Source organism: Corynebacterium sp. 13CS0277, from assembly GCF_002994655.1.
Lineage (GTDB): Bacteria > Actinomycetota > Actinomycetes > Mycobacteriales > Mycobacteriaceae > Corynebacterium.
The window spans coordinates 38,729-54,818 of record NZ_PPDL01000004.1; the positions used below are offsets into that span (position 1 = coordinate 38,729).

16 protein-coding genes and 1 tRNA gene are annotated in these 16,090 nt (G+C 67.9%); 9 read left to right on the forward strand and 8 right to left on the reverse strand.

The annotated features are described in order from the left end of the window. Window positions 1-7: 7 nt before the first annotated feature. The 3 genes from C1Y63_RS02205 to C1Y63_RS02215 are packed head-to-tail and all read right to left on the reverse strand — an operon-like array spanning window position 8 to window position 4,815. On the reverse strand, window positions 8-1,480 hold the full coding sequence (locus tag C1Y63_RS02205; protein ID WP_106014834.1) for a monovalent cation/H+ antiporter subunit D family protein: 1,473 nt from the start codon (window positions 1,478-1,480) through the stop codon (window positions 8-10). Beyond that, a complete protein-coding gene (locus C1Y63_RS02210) occupies window positions 1,480-1,890 on the reverse strand; it encodes a cation:proton antiporter subunit C (RefSeq protein WP_106014835.1) in 411 nt (136 codons plus the stop codon). Before C1Y63_RS02210 ends, C1Y63_RS02205 begins: the two co-directional genes overlap by 1 nt. A gap of 3 nt (window positions 1,891-1,893) precedes the next feature. Then, window positions 1,894-4,815, reverse strand: a complete 2,922-nt coding sequence (locus C1Y63_RS02215) for a DUF4040 family protein (protein WP_106014836.1) — start codon at window positions 4,813-4,815, stop codon at window positions 1,894-1,896. A 120-nt stretch (window positions 4,816-4,935) separates the two neighbouring features. On the opposite strand from C1Y63_RS02215, the gene C1Y63_RS02220 reads away from it, so the two are divergent. Further along, window positions 4,936-6,330 (forward strand): hypothetical protein, encoded by a 1,395-nt coding sequence (locus C1Y63_RS02220; protein WP_106014837.1) that lies wholly within the window; start codon window positions 4,936-4,938, stop codon window positions 6,328-6,330. A 93-nt stretch (window positions 6,331-6,423) separates the two neighbouring features. On the opposite strand, the gene C1Y63_RS02225 is transcribed toward C1Y63_RS02220, so the two are convergent. Both C1Y63_RS02225 and C1Y63_RS02230 read right to left on the reverse strand, forming a co-directional pair. Continuing rightward, window positions 6,424-6,500, reverse strand: a tRNA-Pro gene (locus tag C1Y63_RS02225). Between the two features lie 49 nt (window positions 6,501-6,549). Continuing rightward, window positions 6,550-7,446, reverse strand: a complete 897-nt coding sequence (locus C1Y63_RS02230) for a metallophosphoesterase (RefSeq protein ID WP_369831008.1) — start codon at window positions 7,444-7,446, stop codon at window positions 6,550-6,552. Between C1Y63_RS02230 and C1Y63_RS02235 the strand changes: the two genes are divergently transcribed. Beyond that, complete coding sequence (locus C1Y63_RS02235) at window positions 7,445-7,903, forward strand: GatB/YqeY domain-containing protein (RefSeq protein ID WP_106014839.1); 459 nt, start codon at window positions 7,445-7,447, stop codon at window positions 7,901-7,903. The two genes, C1Y63_RS02230 and C1Y63_RS02235, sit on opposite strands and share 2 nt — an antisense overlap. An 88-nt stretch (window positions 7,904-7,991) precedes the next feature. Here the strand turns inward: C1Y63_RS02235 and C1Y63_RS02240 are convergent, their stop codons facing one another. Further along, complete coding sequence (locus C1Y63_RS02240; RefSeq protein WP_233195540.1) at window positions 7,992-10,376, reverse strand: transglycosylase domain-containing protein; 2,385 nt, start codon at window positions 10,374-10,376, stop codon at window positions 7,992-7,994. Window positions 10,377-11,022: 646 nt separating this feature from the next. Between C1Y63_RS02240 and C1Y63_RS02245 the strand changes: the two genes are divergently transcribed. Genes C1Y63_RS02245 through C1Y63_RS02255 form a run of 4 tightly spaced genes read left to right on the forward strand, consistent with a single transcriptional unit; the run spans window position 11,023 to window position 12,857 of the window. Further along, entirely contained in the window at window positions 11,023-11,385 is a 363-nt protein-coding gene (locus C1Y63_RS02245) for a WhiB family transcriptional regulator (RefSeq protein WP_106014840.1), read from the forward strand. A gap of 15 nt (window positions 11,386-11,400) precedes the next feature. Continuing rightward, window positions 11,401-11,556 (forward strand): DUF4177 domain-containing protein, encoded by a 156-nt coding sequence (locus C1Y63_RS12470; RefSeq protein WP_146128834.1) that lies wholly within the window; start codon window positions 11,401-11,403, stop codon window positions 11,554-11,556. Beyond that, on the forward strand, window positions 11,553-12,011 hold the full coding sequence (locus tag C1Y63_RS02250; protein ID WP_106014841.1) for a RidA family protein: 459 nt from the start codon (window positions 11,553-11,555) through the stop codon (window positions 12,009-12,011). Before C1Y63_RS12470 ends, C1Y63_RS02250 begins: the two co-directional genes overlap by 4 nt. A gap of 30 nt (window positions 12,012-12,041) precedes the next feature. Next, window positions 12,042-12,857 carry an MBL fold metallo-hydrolase gene (locus C1Y63_RS02255; protein ID WP_106014842.1) on the forward strand — a complete coding sequence of 272 codons (816 nt, stop codon included), beginning with the start codon at window positions 12,042-12,044 and terminating at the stop codon, window positions 12,855-12,857. A gap of 213 nt (window positions 12,858-13,070) precedes the next feature. Here C1Y63_RS02255 and glxR read toward each other — a convergent pair whose 3' ends face one another. Further along, entirely contained in the window at window positions 13,071-13,754 is a 684-nt protein-coding gene (gene glxR, locus C1Y63_RS02260; RefSeq protein ID WP_106014843.1) for a CRP-like cAMP-activated global transcriptional regulator GlxR, read from the reverse strand. 122 nt (window positions 13,755-13,876) lie between these two features. Continuing rightward, window positions 13,877-13,999: a hypothetical protein gene (locus C1Y63_RS13150; protein ID WP_255414024.1), complete on the reverse strand. Its 123-nt coding sequence runs from the start codon at window positions 13,997-13,999 to the stop codon at window positions 13,877-13,879. 47 nt (window positions 14,000-14,046) lie between these two features. Between C1Y63_RS13150 and nth the strand changes: the two genes are divergently transcribed. From nth to C1Y63_RS02275, 3 genes are read left to right on the forward strand one after another with little or no spacing between them, the layout of a single operon-like run. After that, complete coding sequence (nth, locus tag C1Y63_RS02265) at window positions 14,047-14,676, forward strand: endonuclease III (RefSeq protein ID WP_106014844.1); 630 nt, start codon at window positions 14,047-14,049, stop codon at window positions 14,674-14,676. Further along, the gene (locus C1Y63_RS02270; RefSeq protein WP_106014845.1) at window positions 14,669-15,280 is read left to right on the forward strand and encodes a TlpA disulfide reductase family protein; all 612 of its coding nucleotides are present in this window, start codon (window positions 14,669-14,671) and stop codon (window positions 15,278-15,280) included. The genes nth and C1Y63_RS02270 overlap by 8 nt, the downstream gene beginning before the upstream one ends. Then, window positions 15,277-16,041, forward strand: coding sequence for a CoA pyrophosphatase (locus C1Y63_RS02275; protein WP_146128835.1), 765 nt, complete (start codon window positions 15,277-15,279; stop codon window positions 16,039-16,041). The genes C1Y63_RS02270 and C1Y63_RS02275 overlap by 4 nt, the downstream gene beginning before the upstream one ends. Window positions 16,042-16,090: the final 49 nt, after the last annotated feature.

Consider the following 16,090-nt stretch of genomic DNA (forward strand, 5'->3'; position numbering starts at 1 on the left):
TTGCCTTTCATCGGCCCAGCACCGCCGTCACATAGCCGGGGGTATCCAGCAGGCCGGCGGCGGCCGCCATGGTGGCGTCCACCATCATGCCCGCGAGGAAGAACATCGCCACACTCACCAGGATCATCACAGCCCCGGGGAGCAACAAGCCCATGCGCACCACCAGGGTCTCGGGGAACTCTTTGGCGTCCATGTCTTTACCCCAGAACACTTCCCGCCACAGGCGCATCATCGACAGCAGCGCGCCGAAGCTGGCGATCGCGATGACCGCAATGACGAGCCCTGCTTGCCAGTTCGCGCCGCGGGCGACCTCGAAAACGATGAAGAGTTTGCCCCACACGCCCGAAAACGGCGGCAAGCCCACAATGGAGAACGCGCCCATCGCGAACACGGTCGCCACCAGCGGGTCGCGGCGGCTCAAGCCCGACAGGCGGGTGAATTTGCCCGTGCCGTAGGTTTCCTCAATCGCCCCGGAGGTCAACACCAGGGAACCCACGGTCACCATGTGGTGCACCATGTAGAAAATGCCGGCGGCCAACGCCCGGCGGGCATCGCCCGAGGTAAACGCCACGACGACGAGGATGAACGGCATGCCGTTGACCATCTGGTAGCCGATGACCTGCCGGATGGTGTGCTCCCCGAGGCCGGCGAACGCGCCCACCAGCATCGACGCCACACACACCGCAATGACCAGCCCGTGGAAGCGGGGGTCGAGGTCGAAAATGACGACGAAGATGCGGAACAGGGCGTACACCGCCACCTTCGTGTGCAAGCCAGAGAACAACGCCATGACAGCGGGGGAGGTGCCCGGGTAGGTCCGCGGCAGCCACGTGTGCACCGGGAACAGGCCCGCCTTAATCGACAACGCGATGACGACGAGCCCCAGCGCCACCGTCACCGGCCCGCCGAGCGCACCCTGGCCGGCCAGGGCAGCAATGTTCGCGGTGCCGGCCGTGGCGTACACAAACACCACACCCACCAGCAGAATCGTCGACGTCAACAGGTTGACGAGGACGAACATGCGGCCGCCCGCCAAGCGGCTGAAGGAACCCGTCATCGTGATGAGCCCGTAGCTGGGCAGCAGCATGACCTCAATGAACACGAAGAGGTTAAACAGGTCGCCGGTGAGCAAGGCGCCACACACACCCGCCGAGAGCATCAACGCCAACGCCGGATAAAACCGCGCCCGGGTCTCCCCGGCGACGATCGCGAACCAGTTCGCGGCGAACGCCACCACACCCGTCGCCACGAGCATGATGGCGGTGAAACGGTCGGCGACGAAAGGAATCGCCACCCCACCGTCATACAAGCCCACATTGTGGGCGACGGGCTCCGCGGCGTACGCAAAGAGCACCGCGCCACCGGCCGCAATACCGGCGGGCGCGAGCAGCGCCAGCGCGTCCCGCACCAGCCGCCACGGGGCCACCACCGCGACCGCGGCACACAGCAGGGGAGCCGCCATAAACAAGGGGAGCAACATTAGTGGCCTTCCTTCCGGGACGCCAGGCGCGCCCGAAACGACGCGGGATCCAACAACTGGGAGGTACGCCCACGGGTCTCCAGGGGGGACTCCGACTCCGGGTCCTCCACACTGCGGGTATCGTCACTGCGGCCCAACGCCGCCAACGCCAACATGAACGCCGTCGTCGCCATCGTGATCACAATGGCCGTGAGCACAAACGCCTGCGGCAGCGGGTCCGCAGCCTCATCCAGCGGGGTGCGGGAGGCAAAGGGCTCGCCCCGCCACGCGCCCACCCCGGCGGCCAAAATAATGAGATTTGCGGCGTGGGACAACAAGCCCATGCCGAACACGATGCGCACCATGCCGCGCTGCAGCACGAGGAACACACCGCCGGCGACGAGGATGCCGATGGTGATCGGAAGAAACATGCGTCAGGACCTTTCGTGCTGGGTGCGAACCACGCCACCGTTGATGCGGGCGGCAGCATCCTCGCCGGCCCAGTCGGCGTAGCCGTGGGGGCGGAACTCCTCCCCCGGGTGGGCGGGCAGCGGATTACGGCCGTCGCGGGCGAAGGGCAACAGCTCCTGCGTGGAACCGGGGCGCTCCGCGCCGCCGAGGGCGTTGACCCCGAGGGCCAGCATGCCGATGACGGACATGAACACGCCCACATCGAACACCATCGACGAGGACACATGCTCCGGGCCGATATGGCCGTGGATGGCGTAGAGGAACGAGCCCTTGACCACCAGGCCCACCAGGCCCGTGCCCAGCGCGGTGAGGATACCGAAGCCCGTCAGCCACAGCGGCCAGCGCTGCCCCAGCACCGGCCCATCGGCCGGGCGGGCCAAGTAGCCCAACATCAGGGCCGCGCCCGCCACCAGGGCGGCAATGAAGCCACCACCCGGGGCGTTGTGGCCCCGCATGAAAATCGCGAAGGACGCCACCAACAGCACCGGCACGAGGGGGCGGATGAGCTGGGTCATGGGGATCGAGTTGATCCCCGCCAGGCCCCACTTCGGGGGATTCGTGCCCCGGGCAAAGGGGTGGCGGGGGATCGAGCCCACCACCGCGGCAATGACAACGCCCGCCATGCCCAGCACGCTGAGCTCGCCCATGGTATCCAGGGCGCGGAACTCCACCAGGATCGTGTTGACAATGTTGTCGCCCCCGGAGATCTCCGGGGCGTTGTTCAGGTACCACATCGCCAGTTCGGGGCGCTCGTTGCGGCCCATCATCGTCCACACCGCCAACCCGGCGGCCACACCCATGCCGCAGGCCAGTGCCGCGGCCACCAGGGTGTGGCGGCGGCCCGCCGGCTTGAAGTTCGCCGGCTGGAAGCGCACCACCAGCATGATGATGACGACGACGAGGAGCTCCACCATGAACTGGGTGAGCGCCACATCCGGCGCCCCCAACAGCAGAATCTGCAAGGTCACGCCCACCCCGGCGACGCCGAGGAGAATCGCGGCAAACATGCGGTTTTTCGTCCGCACCAAGCCCAGCGTCGCGAGCGCCACAATGAGCAGCGCGACTCCGTCGCCCCACTGGGTGGAGTTCGGGATGCGGGGCGCCATGGGCACCCCATCGATGCCCGGGTTGATGGCCACCCACGTCGCCAACGCCAGCACCACCAGCAGCGGATAGGTCATGTGACGCACCGGGGAGAAGGAGTTCGCCATCTGGGCGCACACCCGACCCCAGCGGCTCAGCAGCTTCAGGCCCGCCTGGAGCAGGGAATTGCCGGAGAACGGCAAAAACTCGTGCCCATCGACCAGGGAGTAAATCCCCCGGCGGATGGCGATGCCGACGCAGCCCAGCACGATGACCGCGGTGGAAATCATCAGCGGGGTCGTCACCCCGTGCCACAGCGCCAAGTGCATGTGCGGCCGGGAGATCACCGTGCCGACGAGCGCATCGATCGGCTCATCGTAGGCGCCGAGGAACGCCACCGCCGGCAAGCTGAGCACACCCGGCAGGGCCGCCGGCAGCCACAACGACACCGGGGCCTCACGGACCTCGCTCATGTCGCGCGGCCCATCCACAAAGGCGCCCAGCACCAGGCGGGCCGAATACGTGAACGTGAGCAGCGCGCCCACACCCGCGGCGACGAGGAGCACCACGATGCCGGCGTGCGCGATCGGGGCCTGCTCAAAGGCCTCGAGCATGCCCTCCTTCGACACGAAACCCAACAGCGGGGGCACTGCCGCCATCGACAACGCGCCAAAGATCACGGAGACAAAGGTGAACGGCATCTGCTTGTACAGCTTGCCGAGGCGGCGCACGTCACGGCTGCCCGCCTGGTGGTCAATGACACCAATGAGCATGAACAGGGAGGACTTGAACAACGCGTGGGCGGCCGTGTGCACCACCGCCGCACCCAGGGCGAACGGGGTGCCCACACCAATGGTGGTGACAATCCAGCCGAGGTGCGACACCGTCGAATACGCCGTCAACTTCTTCAGGTCGGTCTTCTGCACCGCGAACAGCGACGCCATGACCGCCGTCGTCATACCCGTGGCGATGAGCAACACATTCCACACGTGGTTGTCGTGGAACACCGTACTCATCCGCAGCAGCAGGTACACGCCCGCCTTCACCACGGCCGCGGCGTGCAGGAACGCACTGACCGGCGTGGCCGCAGCCATGGCCTCCGGAAGCCAGAAATGGAACGGCAGCTGGGCAGCCTTCGTGAAGCCTGCCAGCGCGAACAGCACTGCCAGCGTCGTGGTGAGCGCCGGGCGCTGCACCCAAAACTGCGAGTCCAAGATTCCCTGCAGGCTCGTCGTGCCGGCCGCCGTCGCAGAGATCGCCAACGCGATGAGCAGCAACAGCCCGCCCGTGAACGTGAGGATGAGGGTGCGGTACGACCCGGCCTCACCGCCGGAACCCGCGCGCGCGATGAGCAGGAAGGAACCGATCGACACCAGCTCCCACGCAATGAACAGCAAGGTGACATCGTTGGCCAGCACCAGCAGCAGCACGCCCAGCATGAAGCCCGACATGATGACATAAAAACTGCCGTTGCCGTGGCCGCGATGCAGGTAGGCTGCCGAATAGACGAACACCACCGCGCCGATCGTGAGCGCCAGCAGGGCGAAGAATGCGCCCAACGCGTCCGCCCTTAACGCAAACGAGGCATCCATCCCGGAGGCGACGAAACTCGGCACCCACACCCGGGAGAACTCCAGGGCGTTGCCCCGCAGAATGCCAGGCATCTGGGAACCCAAGGCCACCGCAGCCGCCGCATAGATAGCGGCCAGCGGATACCCGGCCCGCCGATCGAACAACGCCACCGCTAGCGGGGACAGCACAAAAGCCACCCCCGCCAACACAATCGGCGTCACAGCACTCATGACGACATCACACCTGAAGACAACAGTCGGGAAAAAGACATACTTAACCCCACGTTACCGGCGCGCCCCACGGTGTGCCTACTTAACCCCACCCGCCGGACACAAGTAAGTTTTGCAGACATGAGCCCCGATGTTGCCACCCCCACCCGCACCGCCGCCCTCACCCGCAGGGCGGGCCTCGGGCTGCTCGTCCTCGGCCCCACCCTCGCCGGTGCGGTCCTCATGAGCGGCGTGTCTATGCACACCGCCTGGGCGCCCGAGGAAGCCGCCGCCCCCGCCCCCGCAGGTGACGCCGCCGCCTGGGTCGATGCCCGCCGCGCCGCCGGCCAAGCCTCCACCCAGGCAGGCTTCCTCATCACCGGCTCCGCGGAGCTCGCGAGCGGGGCCGCCGAGCTCAACGCCCGCGCCGAAGAACTCCAGCCCGGCATCACCCAACTCGCCGACGGGGCGAAACAACTCAACCAGGGCTTGGTCGAACTCCAGGCAGGCACCGGGCAGCTCGGGGACGGTGCGGTGAAAGTCGCCGACGGTGTTGACGGTGCGGTGGAAAAAGTCCAAGGCTTAGTCGCCGTCCAGATGCAAGTCATCAGCGCCGTCGACAACATCGACAAACAGCTGGAGAAATCCACCGACCCCCGCGCACCCCAGTGGCGCAAACAACTCGCCGACCTCAGGGCGGAAGCCGCCAAACTTGGCATCAACGGCGACATGGTCGACCAGCTCGCCGAACTGCGCAGCGGCACCCGCGAACTCGCCAACCAGCTCGCCGTCCCCGGCTACGCCTACCACGACGGCATCTACCAAGCCGCCGAAGGCACCAAGCAGCTTGTGGCCGGCACCACCCAACTCGACGAGGGAACGGCCGCCGCCCTGGAGGGCATCGCCCAACTCGCCGAGGGGGCGGCGAAGGTCGACCAGATGGCTCAGCGCACCCGCGACGACGCTGCGGCCGTCACCCGGGCCATGCCCGCCGTCACCACCGCCGAAGAACCCGACACCCCCACCCGCAGCCTCGCGCCGCTCATCGCCTTCCTCCTCGCCGCCGCCGTGTGTGTCGGCGCGGCCGCCCGCTTCGGCTGGGGCACCCTCGGCGTGGCCGCCATCGGCATCGCCGCACTCTTCGCCATCGGCAGCGGACTCGACTCCACGGGGCTGGCGTTGGCCGCCATCGTCATCGTGCTCACCACCGTGACCGCAGGCCTCGTCGGCCGCGTCCTCGGCCGCGGCGCCATGTACGCCAGCCTGCTGGTCCAAACGGCGATCACCGGGCACGTGTGGGCGGCCGCCGCCGGCGCCGACGTGGCCGGCTGGAAACACACCCTCGCCACCCTCATGCCGTTGAACTACGCCGTCGACGCGCTCGTTGCCGTCGGCAACTCCGGCTCCACCCAACACATCGCGATCAGCTGTGGCGTGCTGGCCGCCACCGCGGTCCTCGCGCTCATCGCCGGTAGGTTCGTCACCACCAGGGACGAGAGCGCCAGCGACACGACCGCGGTGGCGTCGGCTTCTTAACCGGGCGGGAATTGCCCCGGGGTGCCCCAGGCCCGCGGGGTGGGGGAGAAAAGCAAAAATCGGGCTGGTAGAAACTACCAGCCCGATTTCTCTTGGTCGGGATAACAGGATTTGAACCTGCGACCTCTTCGTCCCGAACGAAGCGCGCTACCAAGCTGCGCCATATCCCGGCTACCCGGAAAAATATAGCGTGCCCGCCACGACTATGCAAAACCCCAGCTAGCGTGCCGTGAGTGTGAGCAGCGTTGCGGTCGGCGGGCAGAACGTCCGCACCGGCGCATAGCGGGAGGTGCCCAACCCGCTGGAGACGTGCAGATACATGTCCCCGTGGCGGTGCAGCCCCTGGGCGCGGGCCGGATCCAACCCGCAGTTCGTCACGATCGCCCGCCCGCCGGGCAGACACAGCTGCCCGCCGTGCGTGTGGCCTGAGAGCACCAGGTCGTAGCCGTCGGCGGCGAAACGATCCAACACCCGCGGCTCCGGGGCGTGGCTCAACCCGATCGCCACATCGGCGTCCGGGTTCGGCGGCCCCGCAATCGTGTCGTAGTCGTCGAGATCGTGGTGGGCGTCATCCACGCCCGCCAGCGCCAGGCGCACCCCGCCCGTGGCGAACTCGACGCGGCGGTGGGTGGCGTCCTCCCAGCCGCGCTCCTTGAACGCGGCCCGCATCCCCTCCCAGGGGAGCTTTTCTTCCGATACGGGGCGCTTCCGGCCCAGCAGGTAGCCCACCGGGTTGACGGGGCGGGGGCCGAAGTAGTCGTTCGAGCCGAACACAAACACCCCGGGGAACTGGAACAGCGGGTCGAGGGCGCGCAGCACCCCCGGCACCGCATCCGCCGCGCCCAAGTTATCGCCCGTGTTGACCACCAGGTCGGGCTCCAGGCGGGCCAGGTCCGCCACCCACTGCTGCTTGGCCTTCTGCTCGTCCAGCATGTGCAGGTCACTGATGTGCAGCACCCGCAACTGTCCGGACGCAAGCACCGGGGCGGTGGCCTCGAGGAGGCGGAAGTGTCCTGTCGCCCGGTAGCCGGTGTACACGGCGGCGGCGAGGGCACTGGCGGCGGCAAGAATCGGGGCCTTCATTCCCCCCATGCTAGCGGGTAGGGTGGCACACATGAGTGAGATTCGCGACGGCCTCCGCGCCGACCTGGCAGCCGCCATGAAGGCGGGCGACAAGACCCGCACCGGCACCATCCGCATGCTGCTGTCCGCCATCATGGTGGAAGAAACCCAGGGTGCGGCCCACGACATCACCGCCGAGGAATTCCTCAAGGTGGTCGCCCGGGAAGCGAAGAAGCGCCGCGAGTCTGCGGTGATCTACACCGAGGCTGGCCGCGAGGAGCTCGCCGCCCAGGAGACCGCCGAGGCGGAGGTGCTGGAAACCTACCTGCCCGCCCAGATGAGCGACGCGGAGGTCGACGCCATGGTCGCCGCCATCGTTGCCGAGGTGGCCGGCGACGAGGCCCCGTCGATGGCGATGATGGGGCAGGTCATGAAGGTCGCTCAGGCGAAGGCCGCGGGCGCTGTCGATGGCAAGCGCCTGTCGACGGCGGTGCGCGCCGCACTGTCCTAACGCCCTCACGCACGACCCCTGACACCAACGACGACCCCGCACGGACACGCATGCCGTGCGGGGTCGGCGTGCGCCGTGGGGTGCGGGGCTACTGGCGCAGAATCTGGTTGACTGCCTCGTCGACGGCGCTCGCGAGCTCATCCATCGTGTTCTGCACCGGGGCCGGTGCGGGCGCCGGCGCCGGGGTGGGGGCCTGACGGGTCGGTGCCGGCGGCTTCGTGCCGTCCGACAGCTGCAGCACAACCTCCTGCCCCTTGAGCGTCACACCCGCCGTATTGACGCCCACGGCACGGCCCTTCGGCATGCCGTTGCCGGCGACGAACTCGGTGCGCACCCGGTAGCCGGCGCGCTCCAGGCGCTTGCGGGCATCCGCCTCCGCCAGGCCGGTGACGCGGGGAATGTCCTGGGTTGCGGTGCCCGTGTTGTACACCGGATCGTAGGGCGGGATCGCGCCCTCAGCGGGCCAGCCCAAGGTCTGCGCCAGCCCAATCCAGGTGCGGGTGGGCTCCATGCCGCCGTACAGGGTGCCCTCCGGGCACTGCCGCAGCGGGCTCGTGCACAGCGGGGCGACAGTGGTGCCGTCGTTGTAGATGTAGGGCACCGCCGCGAAGTTCGTATTGAAGCCCATGAACGCCGCCGACTGGTGGGTTTCCGTCGTGCCGGTCTTGCCCGCCGTCGGCGCCGTCCAGCCCATGGCCTGTGCGGCCTCGCTGGCGGTGCCGTTGACGGTGTCCGCCGACAGGGCATTCGCCAGGGCGCCCGCCACACCCTCGTCGATGGCCTGCTCACAGGCGGGGGTGTCGATGGGGACTTCCGCCCCATCCTTGTCGAGCACCTTCTCAATGGGGGTCGGCTCACACCAGGTGCCCCCGGATGCGAGGGTGGCGGCCACGTTCGACAACTCCAAGGGGTTCACCGCCGTCGGCCCCAGGGTGAAGGAACCGAGGTTGTGCTCCACCATGTACTCGGCGATCGAGGAGGAGCCATCGAAAGAGCCGGGCTCCTCGTAGTCCCGCAGGCCCAGGCGCACCGCCATGTCGACCACGGCCGGCACCCCGACCTGCTGGATGAGCTGCACGAACGTGGTGTTCGGCGACTGCGCGAGCGCGTCGCGCAGCGACATCGACGGCCGGTAGACGCCGGCGTTTTCCACACAGTAGTAGCCGGCCGGGCAGCCTGCGGCGCCACCCTCACCCATGCCGAGGGCGTTGTAGCGCTGCGGGACATTCACCAGATTGTCGATACCCATGCCGCGCTCAATGGCGGTCGCGGCGGTAAACACCTTGAACACCGAGCCCGCGCCCGCGCCGACGCGCGTAAACGGCTGCGGCAGCACCGTCTCCCCGGCCTCCAAGTTGAGGCCATAATCGCGCGAGGAGGTCATCGCCAGCACCCGGCGGGAATCCTTCCCCGGCTGTACCACGTTGAGCACCTCCGCGACCCCGGGCGTCGTCGACGCCACCTGCGCGGTCACAGCCGCGTGGGTCGCATCCTGGATGTTCGGATCCAAGGTGGTGTGGATCGTGTACGACCCCGCCAAAATCTTGTCCCGGTCCAGCTGCTTCTTGCCCAAATAGTCGAGCACATAGTCGCAGAAAAACCCCCGATTGCCGGCGGTAATACAGCCATTCGGCAGCCCGATGGGCTGCTCCACGGTGCCGAGCGGCTCCAGCTTGAGCGCCTCGGCCTCCTCGGCGGGAAGGATGCCGGTATCCACCATCGTGTCGAGCACCGTGTTGCGGCGCTCCACCACACCCTCCGGGTTCGTCCACGGATTCAACGCCGAGGACGACTGCACAATGCCCGCCAGGGTGGCGGCCTGGAGGGGGGTGAGCTCGGCGGCGTGGGTGTCGAAATAGGTGCGTGCGGCGGCCTCAATACCGAACGCCCCATTGCCGAAGGGCACGATGTTGAGATAGCGGGTGAGGATCTCATCCTTCGACAAGCGCTTATCCAAATCGGAGGCCATGCGCATCTCCCGCAGCTTGCGGGGAATCGACTGTTCCGTCGCGGCGAGCTGCTCCGCCTCGTCCTCTGCGTCGACGAGCAGCAAGTAGTTCTTCACGTACTGCTGGTCGAGCGTCGACGCGCCCTCCTGCACGGAGCCGGAAAAAATGTTCTTCACCATGGCGCGGGCCGTGCCCTGCCAGTCCACGCCCGGGTGCTCGTAGAAACGGCGATCCTCCACCGAGACGATCGCCTGCTTCATGATCGGCGCGATCTGCTCGCTGGGCACCTCGAAACGGCGCTGCTTATACAGCCATGCGATCGGCTGATCGTGGGCATCAAGAATGGTAGTCACCCCGGGGGCAGTGCCGTCGGTGAGATCGGCCAAGCCCTGGGCCATCGTCTCCTGGGTGCGGGTGATGCCGACGCCTGCGAGGGCGGCCGCAGGCGCCAGGCCGACAGCGCCGACGATGCCGGCGGCGGCGATGGTGCCCGTGATGATGCTGAGGCGGCGAAGAAAACTCACGCCACCACCCTAACCGACGGCACCTGCGGCGGGCGTAGAAGATCACACGCATGGTCCACCGAATTCCCTGTGGGGACACTGTCTGCTCAGGCACACTAGAGAAAGCGCACGGGCGCACGGCGCTGGGCACCACGGACCACGGCCGGGCGCGCCGGGGCGCGGGAAGCGCGCCGGGGCGCGGGAAGCGCGCACGGGACGCGGGAAGCGCGCACGGGACGCGCATGTGCTGCAGGCGGGCGCGGACCACGCGATACAGAGGCCCACAGAGCCCCACGGAGAAACACAGAGACCCACAGAGACCCACAGAGACACAAAAAAGAGCTGTGGAATCGATGCTCGCGCAGGTATTTTTCCGCTGGCGTTTTTTGATCTGTGGCGGGAGTTCTTGCGGAGTGGTGTGAGGGAGTCGGCGAGGGGTGGGGGTGCCCGGCGGGCTTCTGGGCGGAAAATCAAAGAAAAATGAATAGGTAGCACGAGAACGGGTGCGTCCGCGGGCATGCATTTGGCAAGGTTATTGCCCTTTCCGCAGGTCGGGGGTAGTTGTTGGGACACCCGGAAAGGTGTGACCTATTCGACACATGTGCGCGGCTGCGAATACACTCACAGGTGTTTTCCGTGAACTTCCCGCCACGTTAGGAGAGAAGCAATGACCGCTTCGCTCATGAACCGGAAGAAAAACAACCCCTATGTGGGAACGGTCGCGCCGCGCCCCAGCGACCCCCACAGCCGTGTCGAATGGGTCACCCGGGCCAAGTGCCGCGACGGCGACCCCGACGCTCTCTTCGTCAAGGGCGCCGCCCAGCGCCGCGCCGCACAAATCTGCCGCAGCTGCCCGGTGCTCAGCCAGTGCCGCGCTGATGCCCTCGACAACCGCGTCGAGTTCGGCGTGTGGGGCGGCATGACGGAACGCCAGCGCCGCGCCCTGCTGCGCCGCCACCCTGAGGTCACCGACTGGGCCCAATGGTTCATCGACAGTGAAGAAGAGGTCGACGCCGCCGTCATGGCGTAGCTAAGATTTGGGCTTATGACTACTTGGGAATACGCGACCGTGCCGCTGCTGTCGCACGCGACGAAACAAATCCTCGACACCTGGGGCGAGGACGGCTGGGAACTCGTGGCCGTCACCCCCGGCCCCAACCCGGAGAACTCCATCGCCTACATGAAGAGGCCGAAGCAGTGACCACCAGCGAACGCCTCAGCGCCCTCGGCATCACCCTTCCCAGCGTCGCCGCCCCCGTCGCCGCCTACGTGCCCGCCGTCCAGGTCGGCAACCAGGTGTGGACCTCCGGGCAGCTGCCCTTCGTCGACGGCGCCCTGCCCGCCACCGGCCACGTCGGCCGTGAGATCGGCGAAGACGAAGCCAAAGGCTACGCCCGCACCGCGGCGCTCAACGCCCTGGCCGCCGTCGACGCCCTCGTCGGCATCGACCGCGTGACCCGGGTGCTCAAAGTCACCGGCTTCGTGAACTCCACCCCCGACTTCGTCGCCCAGCCCGCCGTCATCAACGGCGCCAGCGAACTCATGCAGGAAATCTTCGGCACCGCCGGCGCCCACGCCCGCAGCGCCGTCGGCGTGGCCGCTCTGCCGCTCGGCTCCCCGGTTGAGGTCGAAATCATCGTGGAAATCTCCAACTAGTCGGTCCGGAAAGCAACTAGACTAAGCACCATGGAGCATCCCGCTTACAGTCAACTCCGCCCGGTCACCCCGTCCGCCGGCGTCGTCCTTTGCCCCAACCCCGGCTACGCCACCCTCGAAGGCACCAACGCCTGGGTGATCCGCGCCGACGGCGACGCACAATCCATCGTCATCGACCCGGGCCCGGAGGATGAGGGCCACCTCAATGTCCTCAACAACAAGTCCGAGCAGTGCGCACTGATCCTGCTCACCCACCGCCACCACGACCACGCCGATGGCGCGGTCCGGTTCCGCCAACTCACCGGTGCACCGATCGCCGCCCTCGACGCCTCCTACTGCCACGGCGCCGAACCGCTACGCGACGGCCAGATCATCGCCGTCCCCGGTGTGACCCCCCAGATTGAAGTCGTCGCCGCCCCCGGCCACACCAAAGACTCCGTCTGCTTCTACATTTGGTCCGGTGTGCCCCACGAGTCCACTCTCGAGGGCATCGTCACCGGCGACACCATCGCCGGCCGTCACACCACCATGATTAGCGAAACCGACGGCGACCTCGGCCTCTACCTGGATACTCTTGCCCAGCTGGAGGAGCGCGGTAAGGACGTGCCGCTGCTGCCGGGCCACGGGCCCGACCACCCCGACACCAGCGCCCTGGCGCGCAAGTACCTGGATCGCCGCGCCCAGCGCCTCGAGCAGGTCAAAGCCGCCCGCGCGGAACTCGGTGCCGACGCCTCCCTCAAGCAGATCGTCGACTACATCTACACCGATGTCGACCCGGTGCTGCGCGACGCCGCTGAGCAGTCCACCCGCGTCACGATGCGCTACCTCGACGCCCAGGGCGCCTAAACCACGCCCCGCGTCGCGACACGCACGCACAACGAACCCCGGCCACGGATGTCCCTGGCCGGGGTTCTGTGTTCACGCACTCCACGCGTTGGGTGGCTCTAGGCCCGGCGCCGTGATGGCTGCGGGTACAGATACGCCCGGGGGTCGGGGAGGAAAGCCCCTACCGCCCGGGCGGTGGTCTGAGTGCGGCGCTGGGCGCGCGTTGGCGGATGCTTACCGGGCGCGGCGGGCCAGGTGCTCAGTGTCAGAGATGAGCACCGACTTGCCCTCCAGGCGGATCCAGCCACGCTGCGCGAAGGTTGCCAGCGCCTTGTTCACGGTCTCGCGGGACGCGCCCACCAGCTGGGCGATTTCCTCCTGCGTGAGATCGTGGTTGACGCGCAGTGCAGCGCCCTCCTGGGAACCGAAACGGTTCGCCAGCTGCAGCAGAGTCTTCGCGACACGGCCCGGAACGTCCGTGAAGATGAGGTCCGCGAGGGACGCGTTCGTGCGGCGCAGGCGGCGCGCCAGGACGCGGAGCAGCTGCTCAGAGATCTCCGGGTGCTGGGCAATCCACTTGTGCAGCATGTCGGAGTTCATGGTGGCGGCGTGGACATCGGTCACGCACACCGCGGAGGAGGTGCGGGGGCCCGGGTCGAAGATGGACAGCTCGCCGAACATGTCCGACGGGCCCATCACGGTGAGCAGGTTCTCGCGACCATCGGGGGCGTGGCGGGCGAGCTTCACCTTGCCGGCGGTCAAAATGTAGAGGCGATCGCCCGGCTCACCCTCCTCAAAGATGACGGCGCCACGCGGGAAGCGGACGGTCTCCAGCTCCGAGATCAGCGTGCTCACCGCCGCAGGATCGACACCCTGAAAAATTCCGGCGCGCGACAGGATTTCCTGAACGGCTTCCACAAAGACTCCTTAAACAGACAACACTGGGCAGTGTTGGGAAACAACGATGCTGACCAACACTCTACTATGTTCTAGGTCACGAGGAAACAAAAACCTGGTCTACAACACGCACAATGGTGCGACTAATCGGCTGTGATGTCGCTCGTGGGCTGCCCACTGCGCGTCACCACGGTCTCAAAATGCTCCATACGCAGGGCAAACACAGCCAACACCAGGGGAGTAGCAAGACACACAGCGGCAATCATGTGTCTCATCCTACCCACCCCCGTTTCCCGCCCCGGAAAGGACAACCATGACCCGCACCGAGGCAGTGCTTGCCACCCTCGCGGAGCTCTACCCCGACGCCACCTGCGCCTTACACTTCCGCAGCGCCTGGGAACTCCTCGTCGCCACGGTGCTCTCGGCGCAAACCACTGACGTGCGCGTCAATCAGGTGACCCCGGGCCTGTTCGCCCGCTACCCCCTTCCGGAGGACCTCGCCACTGCCGACGTCGACGACGTCGCCGCCGACATCCGGCCGCTGGGCATGCAGAATGCCAAAGCCCGTAACTTGGTCGCCCTCGCCGGCAGTGTTGTCGACACCTTCGGCGGGGAGGTGCCCGCCACCATGGAGGATCTCGTGCGCCTGGCCGGCGTCGGCCGCAAGACTGCCAGCGTCGTGCTCGGCACCTACTTCCACATTCCCGCCCTCCCCGTCGACACCCACGTCCAACGCGTCACCCGCCGCCTGGGGCTCGCCACCGCCAGCGGGGCGGTAGCCATCGAGAAACAACTGTGTGCCCGTATCCCCCGGGTGCAGTGGGTGGACTTTTCCCACCGGGTGATCCTCCACGGCCGGCAGGTGTGCCACGCCCGCCGCCCCGACTGCGGGGCGTGTGGGCTGGCATCCCTGTGCCCTGCCTACACTGGTGCGGGTGAATAAGACGTGGAAGGCATCCCTGGTCGGCGCGCTCGCCATTCTGGGCGCGGTCGGCCTCTTAGCGACAGCGCTGCAGCCCGCCCTGCACAGCACCCCGCCCGCCAGCCCGGCCGCTGAGGGGGCCGCCGCGGGTGCGGGGGGCGATGCCTCAGCTGCAGCTGCCCGTGACGCCGGCACGGTCGCCGTCGGGGTGACCCGGCCGGACTGCCCCACCGCCACCGTCGCCGGTGTGGCCCTGCCCTGCCTCGGCGGGCAGCCCGGCACGGCCGCGCCCGCGCCCACCGTGGTGACGGTGTGGGCGTGGTGGTGCGGGCCCTGCCGCGAGGAACTGCCCCTGTTCGCGCAGCTTCAGGCCGCGCACCCCGAGTGGCACGTCGTCGGCGTCCACGCGGACGACAACGCCGGGGCCGGCGCCGCCCTCCTCGAGGAACTCGGCGTGGACCTGCCCAGCTACGAAGACGCCACCGGCGTGTTCGCGGCGACCCATACCCTGCCCAACGTCGTCCCCATCACCCTGTTCGTCCACCCCACCGGGGCGGTTACCACCCACGCGAAGCCGTACACCACGCTCGACGAGCTCGAAGCCGACGCGGCGGCGGCCCTGTGACCGGGCCCGGTGCGCACCTGGGGCGGGCGGCCGGGGCGCAGTCGCGCCCGGTGGGTGACGGTGGTCTAAACGCGGGTGCGTCGGTGCCGGCGTGGCTGCGCCCCCTTGAGCACGCCGCCGCCACCGGGGGTATTACGGTCCACCTCGGGGAACGCAACACCCACGACACCCCCGACCGCAGCCGGCGGGCCGCCGTCATGGTGCTGCTTGCCGGCGACCCGCAGGCCACCAGTCTGCCCAGCGATGCGAGCGTGCTGCTTACCCACCGCACCCCCCACATGCGCAGCCACTCCGGGCAGATCGCCTTCCCCGGCGGCCGCGTCGACGCCACCGACCCCACCCTCATCGCCGCCGCGTTGCGGGAAACCCGGGAGGAAACCGGGGTGGAGGCCTCCACCATCACCCCGCTGCGGGCGGGGGAGGAGATCTTCATCCGCGCTACCGGCTACCCCGTGCACCCCGTGTGGGGTTACTGGCACACCCCCGGCGGGGCGCACCCCGCCTCCCCGGAGGAAACCGACGACGTGTTCCAGGCTTCCCTCGAGGAGCTCATCGACCCCGCCAACCGGCTGTTGGTGAGCCACGGCGACTATGTGGGGCCCGCGTTTTCCTACGACGGCTACCTCGTGTGGGGTTTCACCGCGGCCGTCATGGACGCCATGGTGGCGGCCTGCGGGTGGGAGCGCCCCTGGCGGGAGCGGCCGCCGCGGCCACTGATGGCGGAATTGGCGGCGTCGCGTAACGGGGAACGTCAGTGGTAACCCGGTAGGGTTTTCTCGCAGAACACTCATCACCCCACGAGGAGGGCCC

Coding starts and splice junctions, on each gene's coding strand:
- C1Y63_RS02235 (WP_106014839.1), top strand. CDS start 7,445: ATGAGTGAGATTCGCGACGGCCTCCGCGCCGACCTGGCAGCCGCCATG.
- nth (WP_106014844.1), top strand. CDS start 14,047: ATGACCCGCACCGAGGCAGTGCTTGCCACCCTCGCGGAGCTCTACCCC.
- C1Y63_RS02230 (WP_369831008.1), bottom strand. CDS start 7,446: ATGTGTGCCACCCTACCCGCTAGCATGGGGGGAATGAAGGCCCCGATT.
- C1Y63_RS12470 (WP_146128834.1), top strand. CDS start 11,401: ATGACTACTTGGGAATACGCGACCGTGCCGCTGCTGTCGCACGCGACG.
- C1Y63_RS02245 (WP_106014840.1), top strand. CDS start 11,023: ATGACCGCTTCGCTCATGAACCGGAAGAAAAACAACCCCTATGTGGGA.
- C1Y63_RS02255 (WP_106014842.1), top strand. CDS start 12,042: ATGGAGCATCCCGCTTACAGTCAACTCCGCCCGGTCACCCCGTCCGCC.
- C1Y63_RS02215 (WP_106014836.1), bottom strand. CDS start 4,815: ATGAGTGCTGTGACGCCGATTGTGTTGGCGGGGGTGGCTTTTGTGCTG.
- C1Y63_RS02205 (WP_106014834.1), bottom strand. CDS start 1,480: ATGTTGCTCCCCTTGTTTATGGCGGCTCCCCTGCTGTGTGCCGCGGTC.
- C1Y63_RS13150 (WP_255414024.1), bottom strand. CDS start 13,999: ATGATTGCCGCTGTGTGTCTTGCTACTCCCCTGGTGTTGGCTGTGTTT.
- C1Y63_RS02220 (WP_106014837.1), top strand. CDS start 4,936: ATGAGCCCCGATGTTGCCACCCCCACCCGCACCGCCGCCCTCACCCGC.
- C1Y63_RS02210 (WP_106014835.1), bottom strand. CDS start 1,890: ATGTTTCTTCCGATCACCATCGGCATCCTCGTCGCCGGCGGTGTGTTC.